The organism is Hoeflea sp. (assembly GCF_984452065.1).
The window spans coordinates 1-18,363 of record NZ_CFHWAF010000027.1; the positions used below are offsets into that span (position 1 = coordinate 1).

Sequence of the window (18,363 nt, forward strand, 5' to 3'; positions counted from 1 at the left end):
AGGATACAGGGATCGGCACCCGGCTCCACACGACCGAAGGCTTCCGGATGTACGAAGTAGTGTGTATGCGCTCTCATCACGGCAACGCCCGGTGACGTGTCCCTTGCCTCATAGCCCGCGGGAAATACCGAGGTGAAAGACAGAAAACCAACCTTGCGGCCAGATGCATCTGTGCAGACGAGTCTCCTCGCATCTGACAGATTTGCGCCGGCTCCGACGGGCTGAATTGCGAACTCTTTCAGCAAAGAGCATGTGTCCAGCAGGCCATCGTGAGACGCATCAAGCGCATGATTGTTTGCCAGGGACATCACATTGAACCCGGAGGACTTCAGAGGCCGCGCCTGGTCCGGTGATGTAACCAGGCTAAACCCGCCTGCCGTTGGCGTGCTGTTCTTCTTTGCGCTATACGCCCCCTCACAGTTGCCGAAGACAATATCGCAAGCCTCAAACACCGGCCGGACGAATTCGAACGCATCGAAATTATCGCAGCGGTTGAGAAACACATCACCGACAGCGGCCAGCCTCCAGATCGCGCTCATGTGCCGACCCTCAATCGAGGAGATGGCATGCCGCAAATCGGCCATGCTTTAGTTGTTTCAGTTCAGGCACGCTCGTTCGGCACAGATCCGTCGCATGGGGGCATCTGGGATGGAAGTGGCAACCCGGCGGGGGATTGAGCGGTGACGGTCTTTCTCCGGAAATGATCTCGACCTGACGGCCTTTGGCTCCGATTTTTGGAACAGCCTCAAGCAGCGCGATCGTATAGGGATGTTGAGGCTCTTCGAAAAGCGCCGCCTGATCGGCCATTTCAACAATCCGGCCAAGATACATGACGGCGACCCGGTCACTCAGTCGTTCCACGACACTGAGGTCATGGCTGATGAAGACGTAAGCAATGTCCATCCCCTCACGCAGATCTGCAAAAAGGTTGAGAATCTGAGCCTGGATCGATACATCCAGTGCCGAAACGGCTTCGTCGCAGATCAGGACTTTAGGCGAAACCGACAGCGCCCGTGCGATGCCGACCCGCTGGCACTGGCCGCCGGACAGCTGGTGCGGCAGCCGGTCACCGAATTCCGGTTTGAGGCCAACCATCATGAGCAGTTCATCCGCTCTTGCCGCAATGTCATTCTGCGGCACCATTCGATGGACCCTAAGCGGTTCCTCGATACTCTGCCGGATCGTTCTGCGTGGATTGAGAGACGCGTAGGGATTCTGGAAGATCATTTGGATGTTGCGAGCCCAGTTCCGTCGTTCAACCCTGTCAAGCGATACCGGTTGGCGACCGCTGAGAAGAATCTCGCCGGAGGTTGACGGGATGAGACCCGCCAATACTCTGCCGAGCGTCGACTTGCCGCAGCCGGACTCACCCACAAGCCCCAGAACCTCATTCGAAGAAAGCGCGAAGCTGACATCCTGGACCGCGCGCACGACGTTTTCCGAATTGCCGACAAGCTTACCGATCAAACCGCCGTCGGAACGGAATGTCTTCGTGAGCGCCTGGGCTTCGAGTACGACTTGCGATGTCATTCCATCCCCTGTCCGGTCTTGGAGGTTGTGTTCAGCGGGAAGAAACAGCGCACGTTTCGATTGCCGCCAATGTCCGCAAGGACGGGTGGCTGCTCACAGACGGCCTGCCTGTTGGCACAGCGCGACGCGAACTTGCAACCGTCGATGCGGTCGCCCGGCATGGGAGCGAAACCGGGAATCTGCGGCAACCTCCCGGACTTCCGGTTATAGGCCGGGATCGATTGCAGCAGACCGCGTGTATAGGGGTGCCCGGGCGCTTCGAGAACACTCGACGTCTCACCTTGCTCGAGGATTTGGCCCGAATACATGACGACCAACCGGTCAGCCAATTCGGACACGACGGCAAGATCGTGCGTGACCCAAATGAAAGCGGTTCCGCTTCGCTCCTGAAGCTGTCTGATTTCCTGCAGGATTTGCGCTTGCGTTGTCACGTCGAGCGCCGTCGTCGGCTCGTCGGCAACGATCAGATCCGGCTCGTTCAGCATTGCCATCGCGATACACACACGCTGGCGCATGCCTCCGGACAGTTCATGGGGGTATGCGTCCAAACGTTCATCTGCCGACGGAATGCCAAGCCTTGCGAGCGCATCGCGGCATTTGTCCCGAGCCTCTTTTGCGGTGATCTTATGATGCGCCGCGATCACGTTACGCATCTGCTTGCCGATGCGCATCGTCGGAGACAAGGTGGTCAGCGGGTCTTGAAACACCATTGATATCTTGTTGCCACGCACCTGCCGAAGCTCCACTTCCGACATTCGGGCCAGATCCATGCCATTGAAGACAATCCGGCCACTCACAATTCGACCCGGATGTTCGACAAGTCCGAGGATTGAAAGGCCGGCCATGGTCTTGCCGGAGCCGGATTCGCCCACCAGACCGAGTATCTCGCCACGCTTGACGTCGAAGTCGACTCCGTCGACAGCCCGCACGACCGCATGGCCAATATCAAAGTGCGTCGCCAAAGAGCGAACCGATAGCGTCAATGACGAACCCGGATTCTGTGCGTTCTGAAGCATGCTATTTCTCGGATCTCGGATTGATCAGTTCGCGAAGCCGGTCGCCAATGATGTTCACCGACACCATCAGAACGATAAGAACGACGCCCGGATAGATCGAAAGCCAATAGTTGCCACTGAGCATGAACGGATAACCGTTCGATATCAGCAGTCCCAGGGACGGCTCGGTAATCGGCAACCCGACGCCGAGAAACGACAGCGTGGCCTCAATGGAAATCGCCGATGCAATCTCAACCGTTGCCAGAATGCTGAGCGGCCCCATGCAGTTCGGAAGAATGTGGACAAACATGACCCTCGGACTACCGAACGCAAGGCATCTTGCCGCTTCAACGTATTCGCGCTCCCTCTCGACCAGCGCGGACGCCCTCACCGTCCGGGCGTATCTGGCCCATTGCACGGCAACAATGGCGATGATGACTTTATCAATCCCGGTGCCAACCAGTGCGACCAGCATCAGCGCGATAAGGACCGCCGGAAAGGACAATTGCATATCGACGATCCGCATGAGCAGCGCGTCGACGCGGCCGCCCATGTGGGCAGCGATCAAACCGAGCGAGGTGCCCAGAAAAACGGCGAGTGCGGTGGCAATAAATGCAACGCCCAGACTGATCCGCAGGCCGTATAAAATGGCGCTGAAAAGATCGCGACCCTGATCGTCCGTCCCAAGGATGAACAAGGTGGAATCGGCACCCCGGCTCATCGGAGGCAATCGAGAATCCAAGATCGACAATTGTGCGAGATCGTAGGGGTTCTGAGGCGCGATCCAGGGTGCAAGCATCGCACACAGAACGGCTATCGCCATGACGGCGAGCGAAATGGTCGCCGCCAGTGACTTCGTGAATGCGCTGAACATGACCGGCTCCTCAAGTCTCTTGATGCAAGCGGATGCGCGGATCGAGCATCGCGTTGACGATATCGACAATCAGGTTGATCGCCAGGAACAGAACAACCACGAACAGCAGATAGGCAATGATGACAGGCCGATCGGATATCTTGATGGAGTCGATAAGGAGCTTGCCGATGCCCGGCCAGGCAAACACGGTTTCGGTGACCACTGCAAATGCGACCAGGGTGCCGAAAACGAGACCAATCATCGTCACGATGGGGATCAGAACATTCCTCAAAACGTAGGCGATAAGGAGCTTGGCGGGATGAATGCCCATCGCGCGCGCGAAACGCACATAGTCCATCTGGCTATGCTCTCGAACCCCGGCGCGGGTAAGCCGGATAATCAGGGCCAGGGGAAACAAGGACAGCGTCACGGCCGGCAGAGCGAGATGAGACAGACCATCCAGGGTCAGCAGAGATGTCTCGATCCCCAGTATTGATACCGTATCACCTCTACCGCCGGTCGGCAGCCATTTGAGCTCCAGCGAGAAAACGATGATCATCAACAGGCCGAGCCAGAATGTGGGGACACTGATGCCGAGGATCGAAGCCGACGACAAGAGCCTTGCCGTCCAGTTGCTCTTTCCATATCCGGCAAGCAAACCCAACGGCAGGCCGACGGCTATTGCCAGCACAAGTCCGGCAAGCACCAACTCAAATGTCGCCGTGAGCCGGCTTGCGATCAAGGCCAGGGAGGGCTGGGCATGTGCGTAAGACGTTCCCAGGTCACCCTGGAGCGCGTTCCAGACAAATATCCAGTACTGCTCATACAGTGGACGATCCAGGCCGAGACGGCGGATGGTTTGCTCCACCACATCAGCCGGTGCGTTCGGATCAACCAGCACATAGACCGGATTGCCCAGAGCAAAGACGCCGAAGAAGATGATGATGGACACGATTACCAGCGTTATGAACGCTTGCACCGTTCTGCGCAGTAGAAACGTGACCATCATCTGCCCCTTGGCGCGTGTGCGTTATCTGGCCGGCGTCGCCGCGTCGGCTACCGTACTTTGATCGGCGTAGATCGTGTATTCCAGATCGGCCCGGGATGCGACAATCACGTTGTTGTAGAACAACGGGATAACCGCCATGTCCGCCATTGCCATGGAGATCGCCTTAGACTGGAGGCTCGCACGGGCATCCGCATCGAGCGTCGTGACCGCCTCTTCGATGATTTTATCGACGCCGTTGTTCGAATACCGGCCAACATTCCAGGTTCCGAACCCGCGGTCCTTGTCATAGGTGTGGATGGTGTGTGTCAGTGTGCCGCCGGCATCGCCACTGGTGCCGCTGCCGAACGAGAGCAGCATCAAGCTTGTACGCTCACCGTCTGCATCGCGAATTCTCGGGAACATGACCGCCTTGGGCAATGCTTCGACCTTCATGTCAAGGCCAAGCCGCGCAAGCATCTGCCCCAATGCCTGGCAGATCCGTCCATCATTCACGTAGCGATCGTTGGTGCAGTGGATGGTCAGGCCGAAACCGTCGGGATAGCCGGCGTCCGCCAGAAGCGTCCTGGCGGCCTCCAGGTCATGTTTGATCTCCGGAAGCCCCGGGGCATGGCCGAGCACCCGAGGGGCGACGTTCTGGTTCGCCGGGGTGCCGGCACCATCCATGATGCGTGCTACGAGCGCATCCCGGTCGATCGCCATAGCGATCGCCTTTCGAACGCGCACGTCCTGGAGCGGGTTTTTGTCAAGCGCGTTTCCCTCCTTGTCGGTGACAAACGGTGACACGTCCCGGCCGACATCAGGGATCAGGAACATCGTCCGATCAGACGTACCGCGATGGACCTTGATGTCTTTTTCCTGCTTCAATCGGGCAAGATCAACGGGCGGGACAAAATCGATGACGTCGACATCACCGCCCAGCAGTGCGGCAACACGTGCCGCATCATCCGAGATCACCCGGAATGTTACGCGATCCCATTTGGCCTTCGGTCCAAAATAGTCCTCGTTTCTCTCGATAACCAGCCGGTCACCGGCCTTGAATTCGACAAACTTGTAGGGACCGGCTCCGACCACCGCCTTGCCGGCAATGAAATCCATCTGGTTGGCCGAAGCCGCAATGTCGGCTGGAATGATGGAGACCTGTGCCACCTGGTGCAGCAATGCCGGGTTCGGCTCCTTGGTCTTCACACGTATGGTATCGCCATCGATAGCGCGAACGCTCTCCACGCCGCGTAACGCGCCCTTGTAGGAGGCAGCGGCATTCTCAAGGTTCAATGCCCGGTCGAATGATACCTCGACGTCCTTCGCTGTTACTTTTGCCCCGTTATGAAATCGCGCTGTGGGATCGATCTCGAAATCCCATGTTGTTCCATCGACCAGCGACCATTCCTTCGCGATCATCGGCCGGGTTCGCATCGAATTGTCGAGACGCACGAGAGAACCGTATATCTGCACGTTGTACGCACGGTTCGGTGTGGACCAGAAAAAATGCGGATCCATGGTCATCTCGGACCGTGTTCCGATTGTTAGTTCCGCGGCAACCGCTTGACCGACAAAGAGAACCGATCCGAGCGCTGCGGCACGAGCGATTGTGCCGACAGCCTGATCTAAATTCAGCGAGCGCATAGTTTTCCTCCCTATCTGCAAGGCCGGAGACGACCTCCCGCCTTCACACGTCCTCACTTAGAATTGCTGTGCCGCTGGCTGGACGCTTATGTCCAGCGGCGTCTCTCATTCGCCCGGGCAAACCTTTGCGGCGAGAACGGGGCAATGTCGATTGGTGGCTCGTCACCATTGACAAGTGAGGCGATAATCTTGCCGGTGATCGCGGCAAAACCGACGCCCTGATGGCCATGCCCGAATGCGAAAAACAGTCTTGATTGCGGGCGCGACGGCCCGATGACCGGCATGGAGTCGGGAAAGGATGGGCGGTGCCCCATCCAATATTCTCCACCGGTGGTGTTCAGATTGGGAAGCACCCTCTTTGCCTGATGCAGCATTCGCTCTGCCTTGCAGTAATCCGGAGAGGCATCCAGACCGGCAAATTCGATCAGACCGCTCAGACGCACTCCATTGCGCATGGGCGTGATCGCGAAGCCGATTTCGGGCACAATGACCGGACGCGAAATGACAATGTTCGGGTCCGGAAGCATCACGTGATATCCTCGTTCGGTGTCGAGCGGTATCGTCAAGCGAACGGATTTCAGGAGGCGGCGAGACCAGGCGCCCGCTGCAACGACTGCCATGTCATAGGGGCGGCAACCACGAATGGAAGAGAGCACGACGGAGTCTTCAGTTTCTGTGACGGCCGTAATCTCCGACTTTTCGATTTGGCCGCCATCCGATGAAAAGCGTGTCGCCAGTTCCTCGGTCAGATCGCCTGGATCCAAGGCGTGACGCGCCTCGTCAAACAAGATACCGTGCTGAAGGTTCGGGGCAAGCTCAGATTCAAGTGCATGTAAAGCATGCCGCCCGATGATATCGAATTTGACGCCACGCGCTGCCCTGATCTCTCGGGCGCGGGCGGAACCGTCGAAGGCGGCTTTCGATGAAAACACGAACAATAGCCCTTGTGACGCGATTTGACGGTCAAATGCCGACGCGCCGATGACTTCTTCGTAAGCGGCATGGGCACCGCTGAGGAGTTTATGCAGAGCGATGGATATGCTCTCGACGCGGTCCGATCTGGCTGACTGCACGAATCGGATCAACCAGGGCAACAGTCTCAACGCATACGCCCAACGAATCGATAGCGGGCCGTCGCGCGACAGCAGCATCCCCGGCACCTTTGCGATAACACCCGGCAGCGCCATGGGCACGCAGCCGCCTGAAGAGATGATCCCCGCGTTGCCGTACGACGCACCAGCGCCAATATCCGACCGTTCGATAAGCGTTACATCATGGCCGGCGCGCTGAATGAATGCAGCACAGCACACGCCAACAATCCCTCCACCAATGACGGCAACACTAGCCATGTGCGGACTCTCCGGATGCGCAGGGCATTAGCCGACAACCTCCGCATAAACACGATAGAAATTACCCCAGAGAATATCGTTGACCTGCCTGGCCGAGTAGCCGCGGCTTTCGAGCAATGCGGCCACCTCGTGCGTAACTTCCGGTTTGGCGAATTGATCAAACCGGACCGGTTGCCCGTCGTTTGTCGGCCACTTCGACGCCTCGCCGGCAGCACGCTGCGCGAACAGGTCGGTACGCTGTATGAAGTCCAATGCCAACCCGACATGCTCATGACCGACACGCTCCGCGATATAATCGATGTGGCGGAATATCTGTTCCGGGCCGGCGACACCATCGGCATCGAGAAACGCCCCGACGCCATTGATCCCGACAATGCCACCCAATGAAGCGCACGCGCTTATCTGATCATCGCGCACATTGCGATAGTGCGGAAACAATCTGTGAGCGTTTGAATGAGAGAAGATGAAAGGCTGCTGACAAAACTCCATCGCCTGCATCGTGGTGCGATAGCCGGCGTGGCTGCCGTCGACAATGATGCCTTGGCGGTTGAATTCCCGGATGAGATCGCGGCCGTAAGACGTCAGCGCGTCGCCGGAATCGCTCGCGCACCCGCCGCCGGCGCTGTTCGCTTCGTTGTAGGCCAGCAAGGCGTGATCCAATCCCAGCGCGGCAAACCGGGCGACGTTGCCGAGGTCCCCTCCAAATGGATTGGTTCCCTGAAAATTGAAGCTGATGGCCAACTGGCCGGTGGCGACGGCCCCTTCAATGTCGGCAACGCAGGTGACAATTCTGAACTTGTTCGCGTTTGCTTCAACTGTGCGATGGATGGACCGGATGAATTCCGCGGCAAGGTCGCAATCGTGACAGGTGTCATTCGCGGCGGTGACCGAGACAAAGCGATAACCGGACGCGTGATACTGAAACAGGGTTTGAACGTCGTTAAGCCCACTGAACATGCCGGGCAACGTCATGTCCCAGATGCGCCTACAGTTCGCCACCTCCTAGCCTGGCCGTCGGCCGTCCCTGTTGTCAATGAGGTTGTCCATAGTCATAGCAGCCCGCCACCCGCATGCCCCAAGTCGGCCCGGCTATTTGGGGAACGCCACACCGGCGGCACATTGTCCGGACCATCGGTGTCGAGAACGACACATTGCCTTTGATTGACTTTGGGCCTTCGAGTGACTTTGGTCGTCTCAAGCCATCTGTGGTATTCGGAAGTGCGCATATGCCCAAGCGAAGCCGGTTGTCGATGCAGCAAACGTAGCTAAGAACTTATTCAAACAAAAATTCATAATACTTCTAACTTAATGCATGTATGGAATGATTGGAAACGTATCCACTTCAGCCGGAATCACATCCGCAGGCGGCGAAGTGATTTGCGTATTCCGCTGGAGCGTGTCCGGTTTAGATCGAACAGTGTGATGAGTGCGCCTGCGGCATGCCATAGCGCGTCGATGGTTCGCTCAGGTGAATCTCAAAGCCAGGAGACAGGCGGCGTTACAGGAGCGGAAACGGTCGAGACCTCGGGACGGTCATTGTTGGCGCCGACCAACGGCCGCCGTCTTGTTCGGCGGATAAAGCGTCAATGTGCCGTCGACGATAGGCTCGACCTCCTTCTGCGTGTGGAAGACTGCGATCATTGCGGTTCCGGCTTTTTTGAGGAGCGCAAGGCGGTTGATGAGTGCGGTGCGTGCTGGGGCGTCGAGCGAAGCGGTGGGCTCGTCGAGCAGCAGGAGCTTGTGCGGCTTGATCAGGGCCCTGGCGAGATTGACCTTCTGCTGCTCGCCGCCGGAGAACGCCGTCGGATAGGCGGCCCACAGGTCCTGCTTGAGGCCGAAGGCGTCGAGTGCCTCGCGGGCGCGATCGCGTGCCGCAGCGCGAGGCGCGCCCGTCTCCATCAGCGCCTCGGCGACGAAGTCTTCCGCCGACACGCGCGGCCGGGCCTGCAGGAACTGGGTGACGAAGCCGATCTCGGTGCGGCGCAGACGGGCTATGTCGATGTCGGCGGCGCGCAACAGGTCGATGGGGCCGTGCTGCGATCGATAGATGGCTTGGCCGGTTCCGGCCCGGTATGTACGGTAGAGCGTGCGCAACAGCGTCGACTTTCCGGCGCCGTTGCCGCCCTTGACCAGCAGGAACTGCCCGGCATGCAGATCGAACGTTACCTCCTCGAAGGCCGGCAGCCGCCGGCCGAGATGGTGCATGTCGAACGCCTTGCCGAGGTCGGAAACGGCAAGCAACGGTTCTGTCGTGTCCGGCCGGGAGGCGGGCCCGGTTACCTCGGTGGGCGGTTGCATCAGATCGACTGTCATAGCTTGGCCTGCACCAATTGCTGCGTGTAGGGATGTTGTGGATCGCTCAGCACCTGGTCGGCCAGTCCCTGCTCGACGATGCGGCCGGCCCGCATGACGGCCACCCGGTCGGCGAGCGTGCGGATGACGCCGAGATCGTGGCTCACCAGCACCATGGTGATAGCGCGCTCGCGCTGAAGCCGTTTCAAGGTGTCGAGCACCAGCGCCTGCACCGAGACGTCGAGCCCCGTCGTCGGCTCGTCGAGCAGAAGGAGCTCGGGTTCGAGCGCCAGCGCCTTGGCCAATTGTACCCGTTGCTGCATGCCGCCCGACAGCGTGACCGGCAGCGTATCCATGCGGTCGATCGGGAACTCAGAAGCCGACAAGGACGCCCTGGCGCGTGCACGCAAGGCTTCGAAGGAGCGCTCGCCCGCCACCAGCAGGCGCTCGGCCACATTGCCGCTGGAGGTGTGGCGCATGCGCAAGCCGCGGTGCGGGTTCTGATAGACAATGCCGATATGGGCCACTTTGAGCGCACGCCTGTCAAAACGGTCCAGATCGAACAGGTTCGTGCCGGCATGGCCGGCGACATCGAGCGTATAGCGGCCGCTGTCGGCCGGCTCTTCCAGGTTCAGGAGTCTTAGAAGCGTCGACTTGCCGGAGCCGCTCTCGCCGACGATCCCCATCACTTCGCCGGGCTGCACCGACAGGTTCACGTCGTCGAGCGCAACCAGATCGCCATAGCGCCTGGACAGACCCTCGGCGACGAGCAGCGGCGGGGTCACGACGAAGCGCGGCGGGTCGAGCACGACGGGCGGCGTCAGGATGCTCATGGCTTGAATACCCCGTCCTGATACCAGGTCGGCCCGATGATCGCGGACTTGGCGCCGGCTCCTTTGGCGAGCTTTTCAGCCAGCCCGCTGTCGGACAGTTCATAGAGCGTGCTGCCATCGGGCTGCGGGATCTCGTTCATATATTGGCCACTCGCACCGGTACGGACACACACGCGCCCTGCCATTTGCTCGACCTGGAAGGCAACATCGGAGAATTCCAGCGGACGCACCTCGGTATGCGGCGGGATGGCGTAAAGCCGCTTTTCCCGGCCCGCCGACAAAAGCGTCAGATGGTCCGCACGATGCAGTTTCGGCACGTCCCAGCGCGGGACCGGGCTCGGGCTCATCACATGCCGGCCGTTCACCAGCGCCGGATAGCTCGACCCTTGCGTGATGCGACCGTCCCGGACAAGTTGTTCGTAGAGCTTCAGCCAGATCAGCCCGTAGTCGGCATCGGCATGCATCGCGCGGGCCGTGGAGATATTCGGTTCAACGCCGCGCAAGGGCTCCGGGTCGGGCACCTGCAACACAAGCACTTGCCTGCGCCGCAGGCGCTCTTCTGGAATCCGGTGGCGCGACTGGATCAATGTCGCCTTCATCGCGTCCGTGGTTGTCGCGGCACCGCTGACACGCGAAACAAAGGCACGGATATTGGCGGCGTTGACGCCGTCATCCGCCCCCTGGTCGATCACCTTGACCAGCGAATGCGGCTGGACAAGCGTCAACGTGACTTGCAGGCCGCCGGTCCCCCAGCCCCGCGCAATGGGCATTTCGCGGCTCGCATAGGGAACCTGGCAGCCCGGCACAGCAATCGCCTTCAGAACCTTGCGCCGGAGCTCACGCTTGGCCGAACCGTCAAGAAATCCATAGGAGACACTCTTCCAGGGCCGGACGAGATCAGCGAGCGCGCCCATTCATTCCACCTCTTCGAGTTCGGAAGTTGTGCTGGCCTGATCCGAACCGTCATCACCTCCCGCGGCCTCCCGCCGAACGCCAAGCACCGCGTCAAGTGCGCTCAGAAACGTCACATAATGAGGCAGCTTGTAGTGCTGACACATACCGGCAGCATCGGCCGGTTCGGTGTGATACAGTACGAATTCCGGCGTGGCCGCCGGGTGCGATGCGTTTTGCCGCATAGCCAAATCGAGCGTACCACCAGCGATCACCTTGGTTTCATTCCAACCCAGTGTGGCGCTAAAACCCAGTGTCAGTGGCGTGGAAGCGGACGCGTCGCTCTGGCTGACGATCTCGGCCTGACTGACCCGAACGCGCCCTGCGCTGAATGTCCCGCCCCGCGGATGGTCGAGCACCAGTTCGGCCTCTCCGAGACGAAGCTCGTTGACGGTTGGATGGACGGCGCCATAACCGCGCATATTGGCATAGCCGAGCGCCATGGTGCCGCCGGTATCGGCACGCGCCAGCGATTGAAGCGTGTGGGCGCGCGAGGCCGGAAAGAGGAGCGGCTCGCGCGTCAGATCGGGGATCGAGCGACCAGTGGCGTGATCCGGTCCATCCGCTGTCTCAGCGATCAGTCCGGCTTTGCGCTGCCAGTCGGCAAGCGAGGGCAATTTCGCCGGCGAAGGGACCTCGGCCGGCACCACGGGTTCGCAGGCAAGGTCACCAGCCGTCAAGACTTCGGTGCGCAGGAGCCGGTGAGAGTAATCCAGGGACGGACCAAGGATTTGCCCCCCGGGAATATCCTTGAAGGCGGCTGATATCCGGCGAACCGTAAAAAAATCGCCCGGATCGACCGGTCGGGCATAGGCAATACGGGGCTGGGTCGTCCGGTAGGCGCGTAGCAGCAGGACAGCTTCGCTCAAATCGCCGCCGGACTGGACCAGAGCCAGCGCCGCCAGTTCGGGTGCGTAGAGCGAGGCCTCGCTCATGACCCGGTCTATCAGATAGGGCATCGACCGTTCGATCGAATTCACCTGATCGCGTGCGATACCGCCCAGGCGTTCCCGAAACAATCGTTCTGAGTTCGCAATGGCTGCTTCGCCACCGCGCGCGGCCCACGTCTTCACGGCAACACCTCCACGACGGTCGAGCGTGGCAGGCCCATGACATGGACGCCGTCGACGAAAAACACATCCCAGCCAAGCGGGTAGCGACATATGCGTGCTCGGATGTCCCAGAACGCCGCGGGAGGGCCGCCAAGCAGCACCTCGCATGTTCCATCGACGCCAGGGCCGGTAAGGCGCAGTTTCTCGCCGCTGCCGATATCGGCGCCCAAAACGATCGTCGCCGCGCGGTCGGGATAAAGCGGCTCGCCAGTCCGGGCCTCCACAACGATGTCCGGCAGGAATGCATCCGATCCCGGGATGAAGAGATAATCCGCTTCGCTTGCAACGGTCTGCGTTGCGCCGGTTCGCCGAAGTTGCCCCATCAAACGCGGATCGGGCGTGAAGATCGTGACCTCGATGTCGACGAGCGCTTCGGCAATGTCCTCAAGGCCCGGCCGCGGCAACTTGCGGACGCTGCCTGGTTCGGCCAGCGCCCACATGAGCGTCTCGAATGTCTGGTGAACGCGTTGCTCTTCCGGATGCTGTTCAACGGCAGGCATCATCAAAACGTCTCCATCTCGACGCGCGTCGCAGCAATCTTTCGGAGCATATCGTCTTCCTGCCGCCGCAGCCGCTCGGCTTGGTGTTCGACGAACTCGGCGATTCGATCGTCTGCAACACCGGACACCATGGCCAGGTCCAAGACGGCCATCGCCATAGCATGTTCAAGATCGCGTCCGACGCACGCGCCGTACCCCTCCGTATCGCGTTCAGGGAGCCGGATATGGGCTTCGGCCATCAGCACCTCGCCGAGATGGAAGATCGTGCCTTCGACCGTATCGCGACAAGGCAACATCGCCAGGCCTGTGCGACTCTTGAGCACCTCGATTGCTCCGAGGTCGCAGACAATGGCCTCGGCCAGCGCCTTCACCGCCTGTGTGTCGGCGCGCGCAAGAACGCTCAGCGCCCTGCAAAACGGCATAGCCGAATTCTCTTTTTCAGTTTTGGGAAGCAAATGCCGGCACCTTATTTTTTGCCCTTTTTCTTCGCCTTTTGCCGCTTCGCAACCGATAGCACTTCATCGGTATTGAGATAGAATTCATACCAATCCGAACGCATGGCCGAATCACTCAGTTTCAACGGCTTACCGTCATCGGTTACATCGACGTTCAGATTGGAAAAAACCGGAAGCGTCATCGGAATCTGCAGAAGGGATGCTTCTTTCTCCGTGGGCATGCGGGCACGAATCCGGGTCCAAAGCCGCCGATAGCTTACAATGCCGATGCGCTTGAGTGCTTTTGTGACGGAATTCTCACCGGAGAAAGCATCCAGAATTCCGGGCGCCCGGCTTACCGGATAATAGGCATAACCGGCGGTGACGGTCACTCCGTCGGCCTGACCGGTGGAGAAAATGCCGTAGACGGGCTCACCCGGCTTGATTTCAAGATGCTGCGCTACGTCATTCGGCGCCGGCATTTCGAAGGTCTCGAGCAGGTTGCGACTGGCCAGGCGATGGCTACGCAAGAGGTTTTGCGTCACACTCGGCTTCTCGCACAGCACATAGGATAGAGGTGCTTCTGTGACGAACGTGCCCTTGCCCCGCTCGACACGAACAAAGCCATCCTTGTGCATTTCGGTAATTGCGCGTCGTACGGTGTGTTTGTTCACGCCAAATCGAGCAGCGAGAGCGGGATCGCTCGGAAGCTGGGCTCCCGGCCCGAGCGCACCCGATCGGATGTCTTCCTCCAGCGCCTGGCGCACCTTGTGCCACCTTGTTGAACCGCTGCTTTCCATGATGTCATTTCCCCGTATTGCAGACAGGCCGCTTTCAGCGCTTGGCGGCGTGCATATAATCATGCGATGCTGTAAACCTATATCCCTAGGGAACATAGGTCAATATCGTTTTTTCCGGATGTCGGCATTTGATCGATACCGGCGGCATGACGTCACAAAAGTTTCACTCGCCACAGATATCTCCCTAGGGATATAGATAACATATGATGTGCGTCAACGGATACTCGCACCGGTCGAGCGTGCCGCCTGCGCACGGAGGGAGATGCCTGCAAATGAGGGGCTATAATGACTGATGCACCGGCCCCCGGGGTTTCGTTGCAGGCTGTTTCGAAGTCATTCGGCAAGACAGCCGTACTCAAGGACGTGACGATCGATATTCCCCCGGGTGCGTTCGTTACACTGCTTGGCCCGTCGGGATGTGGAAAGAGCACACTTTTGAGGGTCATCGCAGGACTCGAACTGCAAAGCGCGGGTTCGGTTCGTATTGGCGATCAGCCGGTCGATCAGTTCCGGGCGAAGCAGCGCGATGTCGCGATGGTGTTTCAGTCCTATGCGCTGTACCCGCATATGACCGTTCATCAGAACATCGCATTGCCGCTGCGTATGCGACGATTTACCCAGATGCAGCGCCTACCGCTCATCGGGCGTGTCATGCCCGGCCGTGCCGCGACACAACACGCTGTCGACCGCGACGTCCTTGCCACGGCGTCCGCCCTTGAGATCGATCATCTGCTCACCCGGAAGCCGGGGCAGCTTTCGGGCGGGCAGCGCCAGCGCGTAGCGGTGGCGCGGGCCATGGTTCGTCGTCCGAAAGTCTTTTTGATGGATGAGCCGCTGTCAAACCTCGACGCCAAGCTTCGAGTGCAGATGCGCGCCGAGATCAAGGCGCTGCATCGTCGATTGGGCATCACGTTCATCTACGTAACCCATGATCAGTCAGAAGCGATGACCATGTCTGATCAGGTGGCGGTTATGATGGATGGCAAACTGGTGCAAATCGCTCCACCCCAAGACATATATGCAAGGCCTGCAGACCTTCGTGTTGCGGCTTTCGTTGGATCGCCGACCATCAATTTGCTGGCAGGAACCGCCGCCAATGACGGGATTGCCCTGCCCGGTGGCCACCTGGCCGTCAACCACTCACTCGAAAACGGCGCGAAGGTCACGGTCGGTATCCGTCCAGAGGATTTGTCGGTCAAGCAAAGCGACGGTTCACAAGCGATCCGTGGCATCGTACGCGATATCGAGCATCTGGGTGCCGACATCTTCGCCCATGTGGACGTATCGGAAGCCGATCAACTGGTGACCGTTCGCCTGGATCCGGCACAGCACACGACGTTGGTCGAGGGCGACGCACTTTCTTTCGCACCGCGGCATTCAGGCCTGTTGCTCTTCGATTCCCACGGCAAACGGGTTGCGGGGGCAGACGATCCTGCAGCACGACAAAGGACAAATGGCATCATCAAGGGAGGCATCAACCCGGCGACGGATTTGTCGGACCTCGATCTGCCGGAAACACCAACCGGTCCTGCGGGATCCATATCCATGGGTGTCTAGAGCGAGATGACATTGTCCAGAATCGTTGCGCCATCAGCGACCGGACGGTTAAGCGCCGTCGGGGAGATCAGCCGACGTCGCTATTTTTTTGAAAACGCAACCAGCTATCTGTTGATCGGCCCGGCGGTTTTTCTGCTGTTGGCCCTGTTCATCGTGCCGACGCTCGGCGTTTTTGTCATTGCCGCGACCGATTGGCAATTCGGTGCGAGAACGCTCTCTTTCGTCGGCCTTGAAAATTTCGCTGAACTGTTCGGCGACGACACGTTCCGGACATCCTTTGTCAACACCGTCGTCTACGTCATCATCGTTGTTCCGGCAACCATCCTTTCGGGCCTTGGGATCGCGCTTGTGATCGAGAACGGAAGGAGCCTTCGTGCTTTCTACCGCGCCGTTCATTTCGTGCCGTATATGGCGACGCTCGCGGCCATGGCCGTTGCCTGGGAGGCGCTGCTTCATCCCACCATCGGCCTTGTCAACCAAGCGCTGGAACAGGTCGGCCTGCCCACCGCCAACTGGCTGCATGACAAGAACACCGTTGTTCCGGTGCTCGCCGTGATCGGCATCTGGCAAAATCTCGGCTTCGCCATGGTTTTGTTTTTGGCCGGGCTCAAGAGCATTCCCGCCGACTTGTACGATGCGGCACAGGTCGATGGCGCCGACGGTGCGCTCGACCGCCTTTTTACCGTCACTTTGCCCTTGCTTGGCCCGGTAACGATGTTCGTCGTGATCGTGACGGCCCTCAGGGCTTTCGAAGTTTTCGACACCGTTGCAGTGCTTACTCAGGGTGGACCGGGACAGGCAAGCGAGGTACTCCTGCATACGCTCTACACCGAGAGCTTCGTTTTCCTGCGCACCGGTTATGGCGCAGCGATAACGGTCGTCTTTCTTTGCCTCGTTGTGTCACTGACCTTGCTGCAGGCACGCGTCATGGACGGTCGGGTCCACTATTCATGACCGCCCGGAAAACCCACCCCGCTTACGCCATAGCGCGTCATCTTGTGCTGGTCCTCACCGGGGGCTTCATACTCGTTCCCTTCATCTGGATGATCAGCCTGTCGCTCAAGCCTCCCGGCGAGATCTTTCAGTCCACCTTTTCGATTTTTCCCGAGCAGTGGCACGCCGTCGAGAACTACCGACAGGCCCTGACGGATGCGCCGCTGCCCCGCTTTCTGCTCAATGGTATCATCATATGCGGGTCGATTCTGGTCTTGCAAATCCTGATCTGCGCACCGGCGGCGTACGCGCTGGCCAAATTGCGTTTCTTCGGCCGCAAGGCGATTTTCGCCCTGGTGCTCATCGGCCTGCTCATCCCGCATCAGGTGCTGGCGCTGCCGCTTTTCGTGCTTGCCTATCAGCTCGGCATTTTGAACACATATGCTGCCTTGATCTTTCCCTTCATCGTCTCGCCATTCGGCATTTTCCTGTTCCGGCAATTCTTCATGACGATCCCGGACGACGTGATTCATGCCGCCCGGCTTGACGGGCTGTCGGAACTGGCGATTGTCTGGCGCATCATGGTTCCCATGGCCTGGCCGGCGGTCGTCGCCTTCGGTATCTTTTCGGTCGTTTCCCATTGGAACGATCTTTTCTGGCCGCTGATTGCCGTCAGATCCGAAGAACTCATGCCGCCAACGCTTGGCATCGTTGCATTCCGCGATCAGGAGGCAGGATCGGACTATGGTCCGCTCATGGCCGCCGCGACCATCGTCGTGGCGCCCCTGGTTGTCGCGTTCCTGTTTGCGCAGCGGTGGTTCGTTGAAGGTATCAGTGCGGGCGGTGTGAAATAGGACGGAAACATGCAGGTGGTTAGCTACAACATCCATTTCGGGGTCGGCCAGGACGGTACATGCGATCTGGAAAGATCGATTGCGGTTGTGCGCGACGCGGACATCATCGCCCTTCAGGAGGTGGACACACATTGGGACCGCTCGGGAAACGTGGATCAGGTTGAGCAGATCGCGGAATTGTTGCCGGATCACGACTGGATCTACGGCCCGGCCATCGACGTCGCCAAACACGACGCGTCGACCGGCGCATACATGAAACGGTGTCGACGGCGAAGCGGCAATATGATCTTGTCGCGTTTTCCGATTCTCTCGTCACGCAATCACCTGTTGCCCAAACTTGGCGCCAGGGAGAAACTCGACATGCAAAAGGCCGTGCTCGAGGCGACGGTCGATACGCCGCTGGGCCCGCTTCGTGTTTACTGCACGCATCTTTGTCACTTATGCGACGAACAGCGCGCTCTTCAGGTGGAACGGTTTTTGACCGCACATCGCAACGGGCCGCGCGAGGGGCCGGCTCTGAACGGCCGGCATATGGGGGATCCAAGCTTTTCGAGCGAACCGGCGCTGCCATCCGTGCCCGTATCGGCAATCCTCTTGGGCGACCTTAACTTCCTCCCTGAAAGCGCACCTTATGCGCAGATTGCCGGGCCGTTTGGCCCCCGATGGGGACGGGTTACGCATAGCGGCGGCTTTGTCGATGCCTGGGTGGCGGCGGGGCACCCGGATGAGATGGCGATC

General features: G+C 59.5%; 19 protein-coding genes. 4 read left to right on the top strand and 15 right to left on the bottom strand.

All coding sequences use genetic code 11. The features are described 5' to 3' along the window. The 15 genes from AC5E6N_RS07375 to phnF form a co-directional block, all read right to left on the bottom strand. A partial coding sequence (locus AC5E6N_RS07375; RefSeq protein WP_491747210.1) for a CapA family protein occupies positions 1-539 on the bottom strand: 539 nt, incomplete at its 3' end. A gap of 10 nt (positions 540-549) precedes the next feature. Beyond that, complete coding sequence (locus tag AC5E6N_RS07380; RefSeq protein ID WP_491747211.1) at positions 550-1,530, bottom strand: ABC transporter ATP-binding protein; 981 nt, start codon at positions 1,528-1,530, stop codon at positions 550-552. Next, the gene (locus tag AC5E6N_RS07385) at positions 1,527-2,546 is read right to left on the bottom strand and encodes an ABC transporter ATP-binding protein (protein ID WP_491747212.1); all 1,020 of its coding nucleotides are present in this window, start codon (positions 2,544-2,546) and stop codon (positions 1,527-1,529) included. The genes AC5E6N_RS07380 and AC5E6N_RS07385 overlap by 4 nt, the downstream gene beginning before the upstream one ends. 1 nt (position 2,547) lies before the next feature. Further along, the gene (locus AC5E6N_RS07390; protein WP_491747213.1) at positions 2,548-3,399 is read right to left on the bottom strand and encodes an ABC transporter permease; all 852 of its coding nucleotides are present in this window, start codon (positions 3,397-3,399) and stop codon (positions 2,548-2,550) included. A gap of 10 nt (positions 3,400-3,409) precedes the next feature. After that, complete coding sequence (locus AC5E6N_RS07395) at positions 3,410-4,387, bottom strand: ABC transporter permease (protein WP_491747214.1); 978 nt, start codon at positions 4,385-4,387, stop codon at positions 3,410-3,412. Positions 4,388-4,408: 21 nt separating this feature from the next. Next, on the bottom strand, positions 4,409-6,010 hold the full coding sequence (locus tag AC5E6N_RS07400) for an ABC transporter substrate-binding protein (RefSeq protein ID WP_491747215.1): 1,602 nt from the start codon (positions 6,008-6,010) through the stop codon (positions 4,409-4,411). 86 nt (positions 6,011-6,096) lie between these two features. Continuing rightward, positions 6,097-7,359 (bottom strand): NAD(P)/FAD-dependent oxidoreductase, encoded by a 1,263-nt coding sequence (locus tag AC5E6N_RS07405; protein WP_491747216.1) that lies wholly within the window; start codon positions 7,357-7,359, stop codon positions 6,097-6,099. 27 nt (positions 7,360-7,386) lie between these two features. Next, positions 7,387-8,331 carry a dipeptidase gene (locus AC5E6N_RS07410; protein WP_491747217.1) on the bottom strand — a complete coding sequence of 315 codons (945 nt, stop codon included), beginning with the start codon at positions 8,329-8,331 and terminating at the stop codon, positions 7,387-7,389. A gap of 561 nt (positions 8,332-8,892) precedes the next feature. Beyond that, on the bottom strand, positions 8,893-9,672 hold the full coding sequence (locus AC5E6N_RS07415) for a phosphonate C-P lyase system protein PhnL (protein WP_491747218.1): 780 nt from the start codon (positions 9,670-9,672) through the stop codon (positions 8,893-8,895). Continuing rightward, a complete protein-coding gene (locus tag AC5E6N_RS07420; protein WP_491747219.1) occupies positions 9,669-10,484 on the bottom strand; it encodes an ATP-binding cassette domain-containing protein in 816 nt (271 codons plus the stop codon). Before AC5E6N_RS07420 ends, AC5E6N_RS07415 begins: the two co-directional genes overlap by 4 nt. Next, positions 10,481-11,398: an alpha-D-ribose 1-methylphosphonate 5-phosphate C-P-lyase PhnJ gene (locus AC5E6N_RS07425; RefSeq protein WP_491747220.1), complete on the bottom strand. Its 918-nt coding sequence runs from the start codon at positions 11,396-11,398 to the stop codon at positions 10,481-10,483. The genes AC5E6N_RS07420 and AC5E6N_RS07425 overlap by 4 nt, the downstream gene beginning before the upstream one ends. Continuing rightward, positions 11,399-12,508, bottom strand: a complete 1,110-nt coding sequence (locus AC5E6N_RS07430) for a carbon-phosphorus lyase complex subunit PhnI (protein WP_491747221.1) — start codon at positions 12,506-12,508, stop codon at positions 11,399-11,401. Further along, positions 12,505-13,050 carry a phosphonate C-P lyase system protein PhnH gene (gene phnH / locus AC5E6N_RS07435; protein ID WP_491747222.1) on the bottom strand — a complete coding sequence of 182 codons (546 nt, stop codon included), beginning with the start codon at positions 13,048-13,050 and terminating at the stop codon, positions 12,505-12,507. Before phnH ends, AC5E6N_RS07430 begins: the two co-directional genes overlap by 4 nt. Beyond that, complete coding sequence (locus AC5E6N_RS07440; protein WP_491747223.1) at positions 13,050-13,502, bottom strand: phosphonate C-P lyase system protein PhnG; 453 nt, start codon at positions 13,500-13,502, stop codon at positions 13,050-13,052. The genes phnH and AC5E6N_RS07440 overlap by 1 nt, the downstream gene beginning before the upstream one ends. Positions 13,503-13,513: 11 nt before the next feature. Beyond that, positions 13,514-14,281, bottom strand: coding sequence for a phosphonate metabolism transcriptional regulator PhnF (gene phnF / locus AC5E6N_RS07445; protein WP_491747224.1), 768 nt, complete (start codon positions 14,279-14,281; stop codon positions 13,514-13,516). Between the two features lie 363 nt (positions 14,282-14,644). Between phnF and AC5E6N_RS07450 the strand changes: the two genes are divergently transcribed. The 4 genes from AC5E6N_RS07450 to AC5E6N_RS07465 form a co-directional block, all read left to right on the top strand. Next, complete coding sequence (locus tag AC5E6N_RS07450) at positions 14,645-15,838, top strand: ABC transporter ATP-binding protein (RefSeq protein WP_491747225.1); 1,194 nt, start codon at positions 14,645-14,647, stop codon at positions 15,836-15,838. A gap of 6 nt (positions 15,839-15,844) precedes the next feature. Next, a complete protein-coding gene (locus AC5E6N_RS07455) occupies positions 15,845-16,792 on the top strand; it encodes a carbohydrate ABC transporter permease (protein ID WP_491747226.1) in 948 nt (315 codons plus the stop codon). Further along, positions 16,789-17,625 (top strand): carbohydrate ABC transporter permease, encoded by an 837-nt coding sequence (locus tag AC5E6N_RS07460; protein WP_491747227.1) that lies wholly within the window; start codon positions 16,789-16,791, stop codon positions 17,623-17,625. The genes AC5E6N_RS07455 and AC5E6N_RS07460 overlap by 4 nt, the downstream gene beginning before the upstream one ends. A 9-nt stretch (positions 17,626-17,634) precedes the next feature. Beyond that, positions 17,635-18,363, top strand: a 729-nt coding sequence (locus AC5E6N_RS07465; RefSeq protein WP_491747228.1) for an endonuclease/exonuclease/phosphatase family protein, incomplete at its 3' end; no start/stop codon positions are given.